The sequence below is a fragment of the Cryptosporangium sp. NPDC048952 genome (assembly GCF_043197895.1).
Taxonomy (GTDB): Bacteria; Actinomycetota; Actinomycetes; order Mycobacteriales; family Cryptosporangiaceae; genus Cryptosporangium.
Map to the genome: position 1 here is coordinate 1 of NZ_JBICTY010000015.1, position 15,113 is coordinate 15,113.

Annotated in this window: 13 protein-coding genes and 2 pseudogenes; 9 read left to right on the forward strand and 6 right to left on the reverse strand. The window is 66.5% G+C overall.

From position 1 onward, the window contains the following. Positions 1–72: 72 nt before the first annotated feature. Together ACGFY5_RS44590 and ACGFY5_RS44595 are read right to left on the reverse strand one after the other, a co-directional pair. Positions 73–1,371 (reverse strand): hypothetical protein, encoded by a 1,299-nt coding sequence (locus ACGFY5_RS44590; RefSeq protein ID WP_392731103.1) that lies wholly within the window; start codon positions 1,369–1,371, stop codon positions 73–75. Positions 1,372–1,719: 348 nt separating this feature from the next. Beyond that, positions 1,720–1,848: a hypothetical protein gene (locus tag ACGFY5_RS44595; RefSeq protein WP_392722392.1), complete on the reverse strand. Its 129-nt coding sequence runs from the start codon at positions 1,846–1,848 to the stop codon at positions 1,720–1,722. A gap of 198 nt (positions 1,849–2,046) precedes the next feature. Between ACGFY5_RS44595 and ACGFY5_RS44600 the strand changes: the two genes are divergently transcribed. The 3 genes from ACGFY5_RS44600 to ACGFY5_RS44610 all read left to right on the forward strand — a co-directional run bounded on the left by ACGFY5_RS44600 (position 2,047) and on the right by ACGFY5_RS44610 (position 3,716). Further along, entirely contained in the window at positions 2,047–2,427 is a 381-nt protein-coding gene (locus ACGFY5_RS44600) for a hypothetical protein (RefSeq protein WP_392731105.1), read from the forward strand. Next, positions 2,424–2,867 (forward strand): hypothetical protein, encoded by a 444-nt coding sequence (locus ACGFY5_RS44605; protein WP_392731107.1) that lies wholly within the window; start codon positions 2,424–2,426, stop codon positions 2,865–2,867. Before ACGFY5_RS44600 ends, ACGFY5_RS44605 begins: the two co-directional genes overlap by 4 nt. A gap of 90 nt (positions 2,868–2,957) precedes the next feature. Next, positions 2,958–3,716 carry a class I SAM-dependent methyltransferase gene (locus tag ACGFY5_RS44610; protein WP_392731109.1) on the forward strand — a complete coding sequence of 253 codons (759 nt, stop codon included), beginning with the start codon at positions 2,958–2,960 and terminating at the stop codon, positions 3,714–3,716. Between the two features lie 91 nt (positions 3,717–3,807). Here ACGFY5_RS44610 and ACGFY5_RS44615 read toward each other — a convergent pair whose 3' ends face one another. After that, entirely contained in the window at positions 3,808–4,683 is an 876-nt protein-coding gene (locus tag ACGFY5_RS44615) for a hypothetical protein (RefSeq protein ID WP_392731110.1), read from the reverse strand. A 584-nt stretch (positions 4,684–5,267) separates the two neighbouring features. Next, a complete protein-coding gene (locus ACGFY5_RS44620; RefSeq protein ID WP_392731112.1) occupies positions 5,268–7,043 on the reverse strand; it encodes a hypothetical protein in 1,776 nt (591 codons plus the stop codon). Between the two features lie 131 nt (positions 7,044–7,174). Here ACGFY5_RS44620 and ACGFY5_RS44625 point away from each other — a divergent pair. After that, positions 7,175–7,412, forward strand: a pseudogene (locus ACGFY5_RS44625) (NIPSNAP family protein). 184 nt (positions 7,413–7,596) lie between these two features. Next, positions 7,597–8,178, forward strand: a pseudogene (locus tag ACGFY5_RS44630) (transposase); the annotation flags it as partial. A 463-nt stretch (positions 8,179–8,641) separates the two neighbouring features. Here the strand turns inward: ACGFY5_RS44630 and ACGFY5_RS44635 are convergent. Then, positions 8,642–9,595, reverse strand: a complete 954-nt coding sequence (locus ACGFY5_RS44635) for an alpha/beta hydrolase family protein (RefSeq protein WP_392731114.1) — start codon at positions 9,593–9,595, stop codon at positions 8,642–8,644. Positions 9,596–9,696: 101 nt separating this feature from the next. Here ACGFY5_RS44635 and ACGFY5_RS44640 point away from each other — a divergent pair, with 101 nt between their 5' ends. The 3 genes from ACGFY5_RS44640 (at position 9,697) to ACGFY5_RS44650 (ending at position 12,367) form a co-directional block, all read left to right on the forward strand. Next, positions 9,697–10,542: a helix-turn-helix transcriptional regulator gene (locus ACGFY5_RS44640; protein WP_392731115.1), complete on the forward strand. Its 846-nt coding sequence runs from the start codon at positions 9,697–9,699 to the stop codon at positions 10,540–10,542. Positions 10,543–11,074: 532 nt separating this feature from the next. Next, positions 11,075–11,470, forward strand: a complete 396-nt coding sequence (locus tag ACGFY5_RS44645; protein ID WP_392731143.1) for a DUF5615 family PIN-like protein — start codon at positions 11,075–11,077, stop codon at positions 11,468–11,470. A 366-nt stretch (positions 11,471–11,836) separates the two neighbouring features. Further along, positions 11,837–12,367, forward strand: a complete 531-nt coding sequence (locus ACGFY5_RS44650) for a hypothetical protein (protein ID WP_392731117.1) — start codon at positions 11,837–11,839, stop codon at positions 12,365–12,367. Between the two features lie 193 nt (positions 12,368–12,560). Here ACGFY5_RS44650 and ACGFY5_RS44655 read toward each other — a convergent pair whose 3' ends face one another. Continuing rightward, entirely contained in the window at positions 12,561–13,562 is a 1,002-nt protein-coding gene (locus ACGFY5_RS44655; protein WP_392731119.1) for a transposase, read from the reverse strand. A 360-nt stretch (positions 13,563–13,922) separates the two neighbouring features. On the opposite strand from ACGFY5_RS44655, the gene ACGFY5_RS44660 reads away from it, so the two are divergent. Next, positions 13,923–14,954 (forward strand): IS110 family transposase, encoded by a 1,032-nt coding sequence (locus tag ACGFY5_RS44660; protein ID WP_392731121.1) that lies wholly within the window; start codon positions 13,923–13,925, stop codon positions 14,952–14,954. Positions 14,955–15,113: the final 159 nt, after the last annotated feature.

A 15,113-nucleotide genomic window follows, 5' to 3' on the forward strand; every position in this document is an offset into this window, starting at 1 on the left:
GAACTCACGCGGATACGGCTTCGGCACAGCAACATCCTTCCAGCCCGGCCGGTGGCCAAGCCATCTCAGATGTCACAGATCCGTGCAGCAGCCCCGTTTGAAATCGACCGGGCCTCGGCAGTTGTTTGGTTCGCGGTTGACGTCGAACCGGGACGGCTGGAGCAGCAGTCCAAAGAAGGTCTGGACCTCCTTCTCCGATGAGAACGCCCGTCCGCGCCCTCGATTGATGAGCGTGTACCCGTCCTGGTGCTCGACGTAGTGCTTGAACGTTTCGACCGCCGTCTTGGCCTCGTCGTACGACGTCCACGGTCGGTCGTACAGGTCGGTTTTCGCTGCAATGTCGTGCGCGGCCGCCTGAACCCGATCGCGGAACAGGTACTGCGTGTCCCGTGTCTTCTCCAGGCTCGACGCGGACGCCTCGTCCTGGTGTTCCTCCTTGAGCGCGATGTAGTAGTCGACGAGCTCGGGAAACTGCGCAACGGTAAGTGACCGGGCTTTGTCGATGGCCTTCCTGTCCGGGTTGGCGCCCATCTGCCTGCCTAGGTAGTCGTTCACCTGTGCACGCAGCTGTTCGTCGGGGAGTGCGAGCGCGATCTGCTCAAGCCGGCCGATCATGTCCGACCGGTTGATCCACGTGTCATCGCGGGTCAGCAGGTCCAGCGGGCTGAGGATCACGTAGTCGCCGGGTAGGTCGTTCCCGGACTCATCGATACCGCCGTCCACCCATGGCAGGCAGTACGAACGGGCTGCCCACGTCCCAGTCTTGTAGTTAAACGCCGCGCGTTGGACGGTGACGTCGCGGGTCTGGTCCGGTCTAAGGTGGTTCTTCGCGAATGTCGCAGTGAAGGTCAGCAAATGATGCTTGATCAGGTTGGTTGTGAAGTCGCTTATGTTGTCTCGCCCTACGCCGGGTTGAATAAGCGCGACCTTCTCAACGTGGCTAGAACGGGTGACCGTCTCAGAGCCCAGGTTGCTGAGAACGTCGCCGAGTGCTTGGTGGAGTGACGTAGCGAAGCTCCGGCCCAGGCCATGGCCGGAGTTGCCATCCCGGGTGAACCCCAGCCAATTCTGCTTGACCTCCTTGAACGCATACAGGCTGTGGATCAGGCCCATGTCGAGGCGGTCCCCGGCCCGGTCCCTGAGAAATCGCAGGTACTCGAGGATCTGATTGTGGAGCGCGAGGTAAGCCGTATCTTCGCTGTTGAACAGCAGGAACGGGTCGATGAAGAGTGGCATGTCGGCGACTAGGGAGATGTCCAGCGCGCCGAACTCGACGAGGGTGTCGGGGTGGACGCCGAAATAGTCGGAGAAGTAGATGGCAGCCGGGTCGGGACCCCACTGTCCGCCGTCGGCCCCCGTGGCATCGTCCACCGGCACCTCCTCCGGTGACCGACCGTCTCCCGACGTTCTCCGAGTGCTCACAGCCTCCCATCCTCTCGTATCCGTCCCGTGCATGCTTGACCTACGCGCTACGTATCGAACGCCATCCCTGTGGCCGACCCCCGTGCCGACCTCGCGCGGGCTCCGCTCCAGGGCTGAGGGATGGAGGACTCAGCCCGGAACGGTCAGGTCAAGGTTGTCGATTGTGAACCGCGGACGTCCGCTTCTGCCGCGCGGTGCGCCTTTCGGACCCGGTGGCCCAAGCCTGGACGAGACCTGAGCTTGGACGAGCTGCGGCCCGGAACGCGGTGGGCGTTCCGGGCCGGTGTGCTGGGTGGTTCAGCTGCAGGGGTTGTAGTCCCAGCAGTCGTTGTAGCGCTTCTTGTGGTGGCGGCGACGGCGCGGCTTGCACTCTTCGTAGGAGTAGTCGTTGCAGTTGTCGTACGAGTAGTCGTAGCAGCCGCTCATGTCGTCCAGCCTCCAGAAGGTTCGGTTCGCGGGGTGTGTCCCCGTACTGGAACCAGGTTCTCCCGGGCCGGTTGCTCGCTCGGTCGCCGCCGCGACGCCAGGAGCGTTCGGTCGCCAACAGACGCTCTTGCCGCTGGGAGAGTACGTGCGAGGATCCACGTCATGGAGGCGGAACTAGTTTCGCGTGCGATTGCCGCCGTGACAGCACTGGCCGGAGAGCTGAAGCTCCAGATCGACGACGTCGTCGTACTTCACAATTCGAACAAGCTTTCCCTCCTGTTGATGCCGTGTGGCGTCTGCGCCCGAATAGCCCCCGAGGGGCAGGAGGTAGCCGCGCTCGAAGTCGAACTCGCACTGCGACTTGCTGGGACCGGAAGCCCTGTCGCGGCGCTGGCACCCGAGGTCGAGCCACGGGTCTACCAACGCGACGACTTCGCCATAACGTTCTGGACCTACTACGAGACCGTGACCGCTGATCCGGACTTCCCCGGCGCCTACGCCGATGCGCTCTACCGCCTGCACACCGGCACGCCCCGCCGCAGACATGGGCGCAGATCGTCACGGCAGTTACACCAATGATCACCGTCGTGGGCGGAGCCCTCGTCGCTGCGATGGTCTATCACTTGAACCAGCGGGCAGCCCGCCGTGAGCGTCGCGCGAAGGCGTTCGCGGACGCGCTTAACGCCATAGAGGACTACGCCGAAATGCCGTACCGCATCCGCCGCCGCTGTCCTGGAGCGGAGGTTCGCCAGCAACTCACCGTCGAGTTCTGCCGGATAAAGTCCCGCATTCGCTTCCATGAGGCCTGGCTGCGGATCGAGGCGCCCGAGGTGGTGGATGCGTACGAAAACTTCGAACGGACCGCTCGCCAGCAGTCCGGTCCGAACGCCAGTCACGCATGGACCCTGCCGCCAATAGAAGACGACGCCGGCATGAACCTGGGGTGCGGTTATCCACGAGACCAGATAGACCGTGCTCGCGACGAGTGCGTGGCGGCGATGCTGCGCTCGCTTGGCTGAACCAGGCGGTCCGGTCAGCATGGACCGATGCACTCAACTGCCGCATTGCGCCGGACCGATCTCGGTTGACGTTGTCGGCAGGGTGGTCGTATGCGTCCGTTCGGTGAGCTGGTCGATGAGGCTGTCGCGGCCGACGTAGCGGGGTGGAGCTTCGACTGGCTGGACGGCCGCGCCACCGAGCAGCGGCCGCCCTGGGGGTATTCGCAGCAGCTCGCCGCGCGCCTCGGCCGTGCCGCTGCGGCCTTGGACATCGATACCGGCGGTGGCGAGATCATCGCGCAGATCTCGCAGCTGCCATCGAGGATGGTCGTCACGGAGACGTGGCCTCCGAACATTGAACGCGCTCGCCGTGGCTTGTCCGGCCGTCCGGTGGACGTGGTGGCCGTCCAGCCGGGAGAACCGTTGCCGTTCGCGGACGCGAGCTTCGACCTGGTGTGCAGCCGCCATCCGGTGAGCCCTCGCTGGGCTGAGATCGCCCGCGTGCTGACTGACGACGGCACCTACTTCGCTCAGCACGTCGGGCCGTCCTCGGCGTTCGAGCTGATCGAGTGGTTCCACGGCCCACTGCCGCGGGAACGGCTAGACCGCGATCCGAGCCGAGACACCGCAGCGGCCCGGACCGCGGGACTACGGATCGTGCAATTGCGCACTGCCCGCTGTCGGATGGAGTTCTTCGATGTCGGTGCCGTCGTCTACATCCTGCGCAAATGCGTGTGGTGGGTGCCTGACTTCACCGTCGATCGTTACCGGGGCGCCCTCCAACGGCTCGATACCCACATCCGCGAACACGGTATGTTCGTCGCCCACTCCACCCGGACCCTCATCGAAGCTCGACGTTCTCCCCGCTGAGCGACATCCGCTCTTGCCGCGTCCAGGATGTCGGAGGCGGTAAAGCTTGCGACGCTGCGCAGAGCACGCCATCCGACCTGTAGAGCCGCCCTCACGCCGTGGCCCAATGCCGCTGAGGATCGAGCCAACCGCGATCAGGGAACCAGGCGATGCACCTGCCAAACGGCTGCGCCCAGACCCAGACATGGGTGACCTCGGGCGGCAACACCGGATGTTGGTCCGGCAGTCCGCCGAACTGATCATGCAGGCTATGAAAGGCGGACCATTCCTTCCCCAAGGGGAGCCCGACGAAGGCGTGGCGCTCGGCGGCTCCCGTCTCGTCAAGCTTCCTGCGCACGTCGGCCCGACCAGGTGCACTCAGAAAATCGGTCAACCAGGTGATGAGTGCCGGCCAGTCCTGCTCGGCGGGACCGCCTACCCCTTGAGGGTAGAGAAGGATTTTCGGCTCCTCGTCCGGCTGCGGTGGCCGAGAACAAAGTCGTACGATCCCACGGCCGACGAGCTGGCGTAGCTCTACGACCGAGGAGCGGGCGAGGCTGCCATCGGGCTGCACGATCTCCAGAAATATGCCTGCGTCCTCCAGCCGTCGGAGGGATGTCTCCAAGACAGGCTTGAGTGACTTGAGTCTGGCCGACTTCGAGACCGTGACATACCAAATCCGGCCAAGCGTAGGAGCGGCCATCTCCTGATCCCGAAATACCAGCTGATCTAGCTGGGCATAGTCGGGGTCGACATCAGAAACGACCTCCAGAAACGCGGCTGGACGGTCGGCATACTCGATCCGAATGTCCGCCATCCTCGGAACGCTGTTGTCGTCCTGGATCAACACGCGCTCACCGGTAAATCGAGCAACGACGCGGGCGGCCATGAACTCGAAGTCGCCCTCATAGCTGCGAGCGTCGCGCTTTCGCATGCCATCTGAGCGCAAGTCGATGGGGTAGCCGGGCCGGAAATCTTCCATCGTCATTCGGTGCTCCTCCGGTGGTACTCAGCGCAGAGTCTCCCATGCACCGACGTTGACCAGAACTGCGTTTCGTCCGAACAAGGAGGCCGTGCCCCGTCGGGCATCGACGGCTTCGCATGGTCAATCGCGAACGTGCAGCGGCGTCCTCTTCTGCCGCTTTCAGCGCACCGCACTGGCGGCGAGGCCGAGCGACTACACCGGGCCCTAGCGCAGCGGGTGGCCGCCGGGGGCTTGCGAGCTTGGCTCAATATCCTTGATCTCGGCTCCGGGGCAGGTGGGCAGGATGCCCCACCCGTCGGCGCTTTCTATCGGTGCGGTGACGGCTGCCCCGGGCCGCCTGCCTCAGGTGTCCATTCGTTGAGACGCTCGTCCGAGTCCTCTGCCCCCTGGAAGCTCAAGCGGACGAACGCACTCATTTGCCGCCGTTATCGGCGCGCCTGTCTCGGCGCCGGGGCGATGCCCGTGCCTGCTAGCTGCCACCCCGCCGCCGGACGCAACCAGTCCCCGCTGCCCGCCCGCGAAGCGCCCAAGGTGTTGTGGCGCCTTGCGATTTGGACCGATGGCGCCTCTGACGTTAAGCCCGACCTTCACGCACCCTGCGATGTGATCCGGTCCGTGAGCTCATCGGCGAGTCTATGGAACGCCTCAACCTCCCACTCGGGCCGGCGTAGTGGAACTCCCTGGACATTTAGAAAATGCTGCAATGGCATTTCGGGTCGCTGGGATCGCCAGCCCCAGAGAAGTCCGCCAGCATCCTGACCGTCCTCCACTACCCGCTCGAGCAAGCCAAGGTCTTCAAATGTAATGACGCCCAGCGGGGCGGCACGCTTGGACTGCAGCGTTTCGGCAGCTGCTAGAAGTCCCTGAACGCGGTTATGCACGGCGGGATTCCACGGCAGACCATCATCCGGGATGACGATTAGCGGAACGAACCTGGTGCCCGCCGGCAGGTTTCGGCCGGTCAGCTGAGGTAGGCGTGTCGTTAGATGCTGAATCGTGGAAGCGATCTGAGACGCCTTTCGGCCAGCGAGCACCGCCTCAACCTCTGCATCGAGATCCGTCAGGCTCGCGAACCCGCCCGCCACGGGCTGGGCTAGCCGCCGATTGGTCGCGTCGAAGCACAACCACACGTCGCCGCAGTCCACAGCCCAATCGCACACCTTCGGAATGTGGCGCTTCGTCCGCCACGCGCGCCTCATGGCGTGTTCGGCATAGACCCGCTCGAAGTGTCCAGTGGCGGGAAAGATCCGACGCAACGTCCGGGCCACGCAGTCCTCGAACTGAGTATTGAGCGCGAAGCGGAATGCCTCTGCACGTCCGCCGGCGGCGGCCAAGCTTCCGCTGCCGTCAATTCGGCGAAGATGCTGACCGACATCGAACTCGGGCACCTGACCGAAGGCGCGTTCCAACACGAACCCGAGCCGGATGACTTGTACCGACCCGTCCGGCAGGCGAACGAGGGGCTTCTCACGCAGTCTGTTGAAGTCCCACGGGCGATGGACGGCATCCTGGCCCGAGGCGTAAAGCTGCAGCTCGGACAGCGACGCGGAGGCGGCGCCGAGAAAACGCTCGACGGCCTCCTCCGCGATTCCGATACGACTGAAGAACTCCGGCGGAAACCTAAGGTAGCGATGTTCTTGAGCTTGAACCCATAGGTGGATGGCCACGCCTAGGAACGCATCGAGCTCGCACCCGGTAGCTTCCAAGAACAGCTCGGCCGGCGTTCCTCCGGCTCGAGACACGAGGCCTGGGTCGACCGACAGACCCCAGCCATCGCGCCACATGGCCTGGGTGCGAGCGATCAACGGCAACGGCCGCGCTGTGACGTTGAAGTACTGGTTCGCCATCATCTCCGCGGCCAGCGACGCCGGCAGCCCGCCCCAGGTTGGCGCATCCTCATCCAGGACATGCCCAACCTCGTCGCCGATGCTCCAGACGGCCTGCAGGACAAGACCGAGATCGCTAAGGTCATCCCGGCTCGCGCCCGCCGGACAGTAGCGCAGGGCCTCCTTCACCGCGACGACGAGCAACTGCGGGGGCAATAGGCGCCGACCCTGCCGAATCGCCGCGAGGGCCTGCGTTCGTGCGTGATCGGCGAGGGCCGCCGCCCAACCGGCCTCGATCGCCGGAATGCCCAGAGCCTGCAAATCCAAGTCTCGTAGCATGCTGCTGAGCAGCGACAACGCGTGGCCGATCGGAATTCGGCCCCACAACTGGTACCGGGTCGCGCTGTCCATCGCCTCGCCGAAGATCTCCTCGGCGGTGCAGTACGGCTTGCCCAACACTGTCCAGGAGGACTCGATGCCGGCTACCCCCGGCGGGAGCCACAACTCTGGCGCTGATGGGAGCCACAGATCAGCCATGAACCCAAACGCTAGATCGGTCCTGCGAAACCGACAATCCGATTCGGCCTCAGAGATGGCAGCAGCCGCACGGGTTGAGCACCATCGATCCCGCGGAAATTGAGGCATTCGAACGCTTCACCCGCGAATGGATGCGGATTGTGGCGAAGCACGGCGGAGTCCACGACGGCTACTTCTTACCGGCCGAGGGTGCCAGCGACCAGGCCGAGGCGTTGTTCAGCGCCGAGGGCCTGGGTGCCTACGAGCGTTACCGCACCCGGATCGGCAGCGACCCCGAGTTCGTCGCAGCGGACAACATCCGTGATGAGTCAGGCTGTGTCCTGCGGGTACGAGCGGACCTTCATGCGCCCGCTCCTACCCAACGATTGAATACACTCACATGCCGCCGTTAGGCTTTCGATCCAGCTGGCCGTGGGGCGCTCTCCGACGCGCCTAGTGCGTTGACCACGAACGTTCACCGGTTCGGTGACACGCCGGGCGTGGTCGGTGACGTGAACCGTTGACCGGTCCAGCCTGGAGGCTTCGACGTTGTCGGAGCGAGGGAGGTGACCGGTTGGCTGAGCCGGTGAAGGCACGCAGGTTGACCGACGAGGAAGGTCAGCGGCTCCTGCAGATCGTGCGTAGGGGCCGTAACCCGGTCCGGGTTCGGCGCGCGACGATGATCATGGCCTCGGGGACACCGGTTCCGGCGATCGCGCGTCTGGTCGCGGCTGATGAGGACACCGTCCGGGACGTCATCCACGCGTTCAACGAGGTCGGGTTGAACGCGTTGGACCCTCGGTGGGCGGGAGGCCGTCCCCGCCTGATCAGTGATGAGGACATCGCGTTCCTCGTCCGGACGGCCCGAACGCGACCGAAGAGACTCGGGTTGCCGTTCACCCGGTGGAGCCTGCGGAAACTCGCCGGCTACCTGGCCGGGAACTACCGGAACCAGGGCGCCTGGCCGGCCCGGATCGTGCGGGCCGGCCGGGAACGGCTGCGGCAACTCCTGCGGCAGGCCGGAGTCTCGTTCCAGCGGACCCGCACCTGGAAAGAGTCCCCCGACCCGCAGAAAGACATCCAACTCGATCGGATCGAGCACGCCCTGGAGACCTTCCCGGACCGGTGTTTCGCGTTCGACCAGTTCGGGCCGTTAGGCGCGCCGCGGCAGACCTTGACCTCGCTGTGGCCTGGGTTGCTCAGGATCTGCAGGGTGTCGGTGTCGCATAGTTGTTCCCGCGAACGGTCGTCGTAGTCACGGCCGCGCGCTGCGGGGCGGTCTGCCCGCGCTCGCTCACCAGTGTCGGCAGGGCGCGCTGCTCGTCAACGCGCGGGGTGTGGCGGGCCCGCCGCCACAGATCGCGCGTGCGTATCGCCGGCTGGTGCGAAGCCCGTCCATCCGGCCCCGCTCCCCATCCTGGCGGCACCCGCCAGCGGCCACGGTATGCACTACCGGGTCGAGACGTCGGTCGTCGGCCTGACCTGGACGGTCGCGGTCGAGGGCCACTTCGGCGTCGACTACCGCAACACCACGGACGCCGCACCGCTCGCCGCGGGCAGCACGTCCGAGGTCCGCGACCTGCGCTGCACCATGCTCGGGCCGACGGCGGCACGCTCTTTCACCTGGTTTGCACTGCGCCGAGCGACGGATCGTCGTTCAGCGCCTCGACGGCCCGCTGCCACGCCGGGTCGCCGTCGCTCAGCGCCGAACGGAGGTAGGCCCAGGTCATCCGCTGGGTGACGGCTAACCGTTCGGGATCCTCGTCGTCGGTCTCGGCGAGGCTGTAGCCCATGATCCCGCCGAGGTAGTACTTTCCGCCGGGCAGTGAAAGCAGCGCGTCGGCGCCCGGGCTTAACTGGTAGGACTCGGTGTGCCAGGCGGCGCCGCGGGTGGTCAGGTGCGGGCTCTCGTCCGCGTCGCCGTAGACCACCAGGGTCCGCGTGGTGAGCGCCGAGAAGTCGGTTTGGAGCTCGGGGAACGCCTCCCGCACGGCGTCCAGCATGCCGTCGGGGGAGCCGGCCGACGACAGCAGCACGCCGGCGCTGATCCGAGGATCCCGCAGGTCCTCCGGTGCGTCGGCGCGGCGTGCGCCCAGTAGCACGCTCGCGGTGTTGCCGCCCGCGGAGTGACCCACGACCGCGATGCGGGCATGGTCGAGCCGGCCCGCGATGACCGGGGCCTGGGCCTCGACCGCGTCCAGGGCGTCGAGGATGCGGGTGAGGTCCTCGATCCGGGACCGCCAGAACAGGGGATGGCCGGGCGCGTCCCGGTCGAGGCCGAGGCCGCCGCTGAGCGAGCTGAGATGGGTGGGCTGGATGACGGCCAGCCCGTGGCTGGCATAGAAGTCGGCCAGAGGCGCGAAGCCGTCTTTGGACTCCAGGTACTGCGTCCTGCCGCCGCCGTGCGACAGCAGGACGATCGGCACGGCGTCGCCGGTCAGGGGCGCGGTGATCCGCAGCTCCAGCGGGAGACCACGGCCGGGAGCCTGGAGGGTGACCGGGTTGACCGTGACGGTGGGGACGGCGTCCGGCGCCGGGATACGCCGGGCGCGCTGTACGAAGTTGTTGGTCATGCCGCCACTGTCCGGCCGATCGCTGCGGCCGGACAGGACCGATGTATCCAGGATCAACCCGATCCTGGATAGGGTCCGGCCCTGGCGAGGATACTGGGGGAGTGATCGACCGACCCGGGCTGGCCGCCTTCCTGCGGCGCCGACGCGAGCAGCTCTCGCCGGCCGACGCCGGCCTGCCGCGGACGACGCGCCGCCGGACCCCCGGTCTGCGCCGGGAGGAGGTCGCCGTGCTGGCCGGCGTGTCCAGCGACTTCTACGCGCGGCTGGAGCAGGCCCGCGGCTCCGATCCGTCCGCGTCGGTCGTGGCCGCGCTCGCCCGTGCCCTGCGTTGCGACCCGGATCAGCGGGACCACCTGTTCCGGCTGGCCGGCGTGCCGGTCCCGGCGCGAGACGTGGTCCACGACGTCGACCCGGGGCTGCGTCAGCTCGCCGCGCAGCTGGAGACGCTGCCGGTGTGCATCTACAACGACCTCGGCGACGTGCTGCACACCAACGCGCTCGACGACGCGCTGGCCGGCCGCCGGGAGCTTCGCCCGGGACGGGACAGCAACATCTACTGGCGGTGGTTCGTTGATCCGGCCGCCCACGACCGGGTCCCGGAGGCGGACCGCGCCCGGCTGTCCGCGGCGCACGTCAGCGACCTGCGGGCCACCTACGCCCGCCGCGGCGAGGACGACCGGGTCACCGCGCTGACGCGTGACCTCGCCACGCACAGCGCGGAGTTCCGGACGCTGTGGGACCGCCAAGACGTCGCCGTCCGGCAGGCCGACCGCAAGGACCTCCGCCATCCCGCGATCGGGCTGATCCGGCTGCGCTGCCGGATTCTGATGACGCCCGACGCGGGGCTCCGGATGCGAATCCTGCTGCCGATGGAGGGCACCGACGCCGCCGAGAAGCTGGAGCTGCTGCACGTGATCGGCACCCAGGACTTCGCCGGAACGGAGTGAGAACAGGTCAGCAGGCCAGCGGTGACAGATCGCGTCATCGTGGCCAGCCACCACCACGTCGACGCGACCACGCGCCCCGCGAGATCCACCCGCTCGACCAGGCCCTGGCGGCGTACGACCGCTGCGACGCCCCCGGCGTCCTGATACGCCGACGGCCGATGCACGACCGTCTCTGCGGGCCGATCTGCTACCCGGCACGACCCGCCCTCGGCCACCATGACAACGCGCAACCCGGGCCGAGTAACCAGACGCACGAACATGCCGAGAAGAGTGCATCCTCTTTTGGTTCCGATATCCCAGTTCGGCCCGCTACCCCTGCTGCCGCCTGGCGCTGTGCTGGTCGATCGGAGCGGCTTAAGGCATGCCAGTCCGGCTTGCCATGTGCGGCGCTGCGGCACGCGGCGCGACGAGCAATAATGTCAGTATGTGGAGGCGAGTTGCAGAGCCGAGCAAGGACGAGTGGGGCGCCTTACGCCGGTCTAGGAAGATGAGAATTTATGCCGACGAAGATATAGAGGACGACATCGTCTGAATATTTCGGGATGAGCGGGTCAACATCAAGAGCGCTCGTGAGATGAACAGGCGGGGGCTACCGGATTCCTCCCAGGCTGCCTTTGCTTTCCGCGAGAAACGATTCCTACTTACTCGAAACGGTAAAGACTTCTGGCCAGAAGCCGAGCTACCGCTGCAGCAAACTCACGGACTGATTGTCCTAGACGCCGATCCTCATGATTTGGAAAGGTATTTGCTCACCGTCGGCCATATAATCAGCTTCGTACCCTTCGCTGACTACCACGTGGGCAGCAAATTGCGGTTCTCTCCGGACGCCTTGCAGATCAAGTATCTTTCGGACGCTGGAGCGATTCAGGTCTCACGTTATCGACTCGACGGCGAGGAGCCGCTTGAGTGGATCGACGACCAGCCTTAGTCGCCCGCCCGATCGAGGACGGGCTTTGCTCGGCAGGGAACCTCAAGCGGCCGTGGCCAGCGGTACCGCCCCCGAGCGTGAAAGTCACGCTGGCGGGACCAGAGCTCGCAACCTGGCCAACCGCGCTTGGCGGTTGCGATCCCCCGGGGATACGCCGCGACCGTTGCCCACGAACGTCCTCCTCCTGCGATGGGACACCAAGCCCGCAAGCGCATCAGGAGACGTTCCTACGCCCTGCATCGACACGCAGAACGCCCTTCTATGCCGCGCGGACAGCACAGGCCAGCCTTGTTCATCACGGCGGCAAGCTGGCACGGTCCCAACGTACTTGGTCGGACGGACGGTCGGTGACGCTAGGTTGCCACAGTGGACAGCGACTGGGTCAATGCAGGCGGTACCGTGCTGGCAGCGTTGATAGCCGGGGCCGCCCTCTCCTTCGCCAAGCGCGCGGCGGATGCCTCTCGGAAAGCAGCAGATGCCTCAAGGGAACTTGCCCGGAGGGAGGCTGACCGCGACGCTGCACGCGAGGACGAGCGACGGCGCGAGCAGGCGATTCAGGTCGCCGCATGGCTTCCTGACGACGTGGATAGCGCCGATGGTGTAGCGGAGGTCGCCAACGTTTGGGTCAACAACGCATCGCCGTCGCCGGTGTACAACGTCCTTGTCGAGGTTTGGTGTCGGGATGAGGGTGTGGAGGGCGGCTTCCGCTGCTTGGGCGACACAAGTGGCGGTAGGGGGTTTCGAGAACTCGTTCCGCCAGGTGGTAGGTCGTTCGCAGTCGCCATCGAGGCTTCCGGCGGACGGGGGCTGCGAGCGGCCGTTTCCTTCCGAGATGTGAATGAACGTCATTGGCGTCGAGATCTCGCCGGGCGATTGGTCGCAGTAGCGCAGGATTAAGGCGTCCCGACGCACGCATATGGCACCCCTCTATGTCAAGACGCCGTCCTGCGGCGGGGCCTAGGGTGGTGGTTGGCGGGTCCGGGATGTGACTTCTCCGAAGAGCCGGCGTGGGAATGCGGGTCGGTCGCGCTGGAGCCAGTAGTCGTTTCCCGGTGTCCTCCTGGGCCCGTCCCTGTGGTGTCGTGTGTGGTCAGCGCGTCGCGGAGGATGGTGCGGTAGACGATGTCGGACAGGCGCCGTTTGAGGGCGCGCATGGCTTCCATCGAGGGATTCCCGTCGACGTTTTTGCGCCGGTCGTAGTAGGCCCTCCCTCGGTCTGGTTGCGGAGCTGGACGGTGGCCATGATGTGCAGGAACCGGTTGATTTGCCGGTTCCCGCCGCGGGAGAGTCGATGCCGGACCCGGTCACCGGACGAGGCGTCGATCGGTGACCGGGTCCCGGTCCAGGACCCGGAGTGCGCCTTGGACGGGAAGCGGGTGATCTCGCCGACTTCGACCAGCAGCCGCGCTGCTCCGGACGGGCCGATACCGCGTAGCTCGAGCAGGCTGGTGCCGGTGGCGCGGACGAGTTCCGTCAGTTCTTTGTCGGCGGCCTTGCTGCGCTGATAGACCCGTTCCAGATCCGTGATGAGTTCCGCGGCGACCCGTCGGCGGGTCTTGCCGGCCGCGTCCCGCGGACGAACGGTGGCCAGCAGAACCTTGGCTTGCGCGGCGGACAGGAACCTCTTGGCTCCACCCGGGATGAGCAGCAACAACAGGGCGTGGAGCTGGGAGATCATCCGGGTGTGATCCTCGCCGAGTGCTCGGCGGCGGTCGACCAGGGTCTGCAGCACCGCCAGCTGTTGATCGTCGACGACCGGACGCAGACCGGTCATCCGGGTGCCGACCAGCGCAATGGAATGCGCGTCGGTGGCGTCGGTCTTGCGGCCCTGTCCGGTGGCGAACACCCGGGCCCGGGCGGAGAGTTTCGGCGGGACGTCCACGACCTGTTCACCGTCGGCCAGCAGCCGCGCGGCGATGTGTTTACCGATGCCGCTGCAGCCCTCGATCGTCCACACCCGGTCGGTCCACTGCGCGGCATAGACGCGCATCGCCGCGTAGTCCTCGACCGTGGTCTCGAACCGGCCGCCGCCGAGGATGGACTCGTCGTCGGCCATCACCTCGATCGTCACCGACCGCTTATGCGGGTCCATTCCAATCAGGACATGCGTCGGGCTTTCTGGGGCGCTGCTCATGGATTCTTCGACCCTTCAGCGCCCCCGAGGATCACCGGGAAAGGGTCGGGAGGGCACCGCTACTTCGAGCTGGGCAAACCCCTGACTTGTTTACTCGGGGCAGACGCCGAGGGCCTGCAGCCCTAGCGTCAGGGCGCCGGTCGGCACTGGCTCGCAAACCCCTTGCCGCCCTCGGGCTGGCTCATCAAGAGCGTGCCGCCGCTGGCCGGCGCCCGGCCGTGGTGTGGCTCAACAGAGGCGTGCTCACTGATTCTTCTTCAAGTCAGGCTGCCCACCACGGCTTCCCGATTCGCCTGGTGGAAGGTATTCGGCCCGTCCGTGATCACGATCGGCATCGACCCGCACAAGTCCTCCTTGACCGCCGTCGCGCTCGATGCGACCGGCCAGCAACTCGCCCACCGGCGCATCGCCGTGAACGCCGCCGCCTACGACACTCTGATCGGCTGGGCCGCCGCCTGGCCGCTGCGTCGTTTCGCGGTCGAAGGCGCCTCCGGACTCGGACGCGGTATCGCCCAGCTGTTAGCCGCCGCCGGCGAGAACGTCGTTGACGTCCCCGCGACACTGGCCGCCCGGGCCAGGCTGCTGGACACCGGCGGCGTTCGCAAGACCGACGCCGCGGACGCGGCGAGTGTTGCTCACGCCGCCATGCGCAAGCAGTTGCGCCCAGTCATCGCCGAGGACCATCACACTCGGCTGAGGTTGCTCTCCGAGCGCCGCGACGACCTCGCGCGCGAACGCGTCCGGCTCCTCAACCGCCTCCACGTGCTGCTGCGCGACCTGATACCGGGCGGCGCGGCCACCGATCTCACCGCGCCCAAAGCCGCCGAGATGCTTCGCCAGGTCCGGCCGCTGACCGCCACCGACCACTGTCGCCGCGACCTGGCCCGCGAGCTCCTGGCCGACCTCCGCCACCTCGACCGGAGTCTGAAGTCCAACGAGACCCAGACCCGGCGGGTCCTGACCGAGACACACTCGACGATCACCGAGCTTCGTGGAGTCGGGCCGGTCATCGCCGGGAAGATCCTCGGCCACGTCGGTGACGTCACCCGGTTCCCGACCGCCGACCACTTCGCCAGCTACGCAGGCACCTCACCACTCGAGGCCTCCAGCGGCGAACGCCGCCGCCACCGCCTCAACCCGACCGGCAACCGGCAACTCAACACCGCCCTGCACACCATCGCCGTCTGCCAAGCCCGCGACCCAGGCCCCGGCCGCGTCTACTACCAGCGGAAACTCTCCGAAGGAAGGACTTCCGCTGAAGCCCGCCGGGCCCTGAAACGACGCCTCACCAACGTCCTCTACCGGCGCCTGGTCCAAGACCAACTGCGCTTCGCCACCGGCACGGGTTGACACACAGAGGCGCTCTTGAGCCACACCGACCCGTGACACGGCACCCGGCCCGCGCAGGCCAAAAGAGAGCCACACGACCAGCGTGGGCAGCCGAAAAGCGAGCGACGGACCGAGCGCCTGGACGCTACCCCGCCGGGCAACGTCCTAGGTCCATTGAAT

What these genes read in the sequence shown, in the direction of transcription:
- ACGFY5_RS44605 (WP_392731107.1), top strand. Translation starts at nt 2,424, where the DNA reads ATGATCACCGTCGTGGGCGGAGCCCTCGTCGCTGCGATGGTCTATCAC.
- ACGFY5_RS44615 (WP_392731110.1), bottom strand. Translation starts at nt 4,683, where the DNA reads ATGACGATGGAAGATTTCCGGCCCGGCTACCCCATCGACTTGCGCTCA.
- ACGFY5_RS44655 (WP_392731119.1), bottom strand. Translation starts at nt 13,562, where the DNA reads ATGGACCCGCATAAGCGGTCGGTGACGATCGAGGTGATGGCCGACGAC.
- ACGFY5_RS44610 (WP_392731109.1), top strand. Translation starts at nt 2,958, where the DNA reads ATGCGTCCGTTCGGTGAGCTGGTCGATGAGGCTGTCGCGGCCGACGTA.
- ACGFY5_RS44635 (WP_392731114.1), bottom strand. Translation starts at nt 9,595, where the DNA reads ATGACCAACAACTTCGTACAGCGCGCCCGGCGTATCCCGGCGCCGGAC.
- ACGFY5_RS44620 (WP_392731112.1), bottom strand. Translation starts at nt 7,043, where the DNA reads ATGGCTGATCTGTGGCTCCCATCAGCGCCAGAGTTGTGGCTCCCGCCG.
- ACGFY5_RS44595 (WP_392722392.1), bottom strand. Translation starts at nt 1,848, where the DNA reads ATGAGCGGCTGCTACGACTACTCGTACGACAACTGCAACGACTACTCC.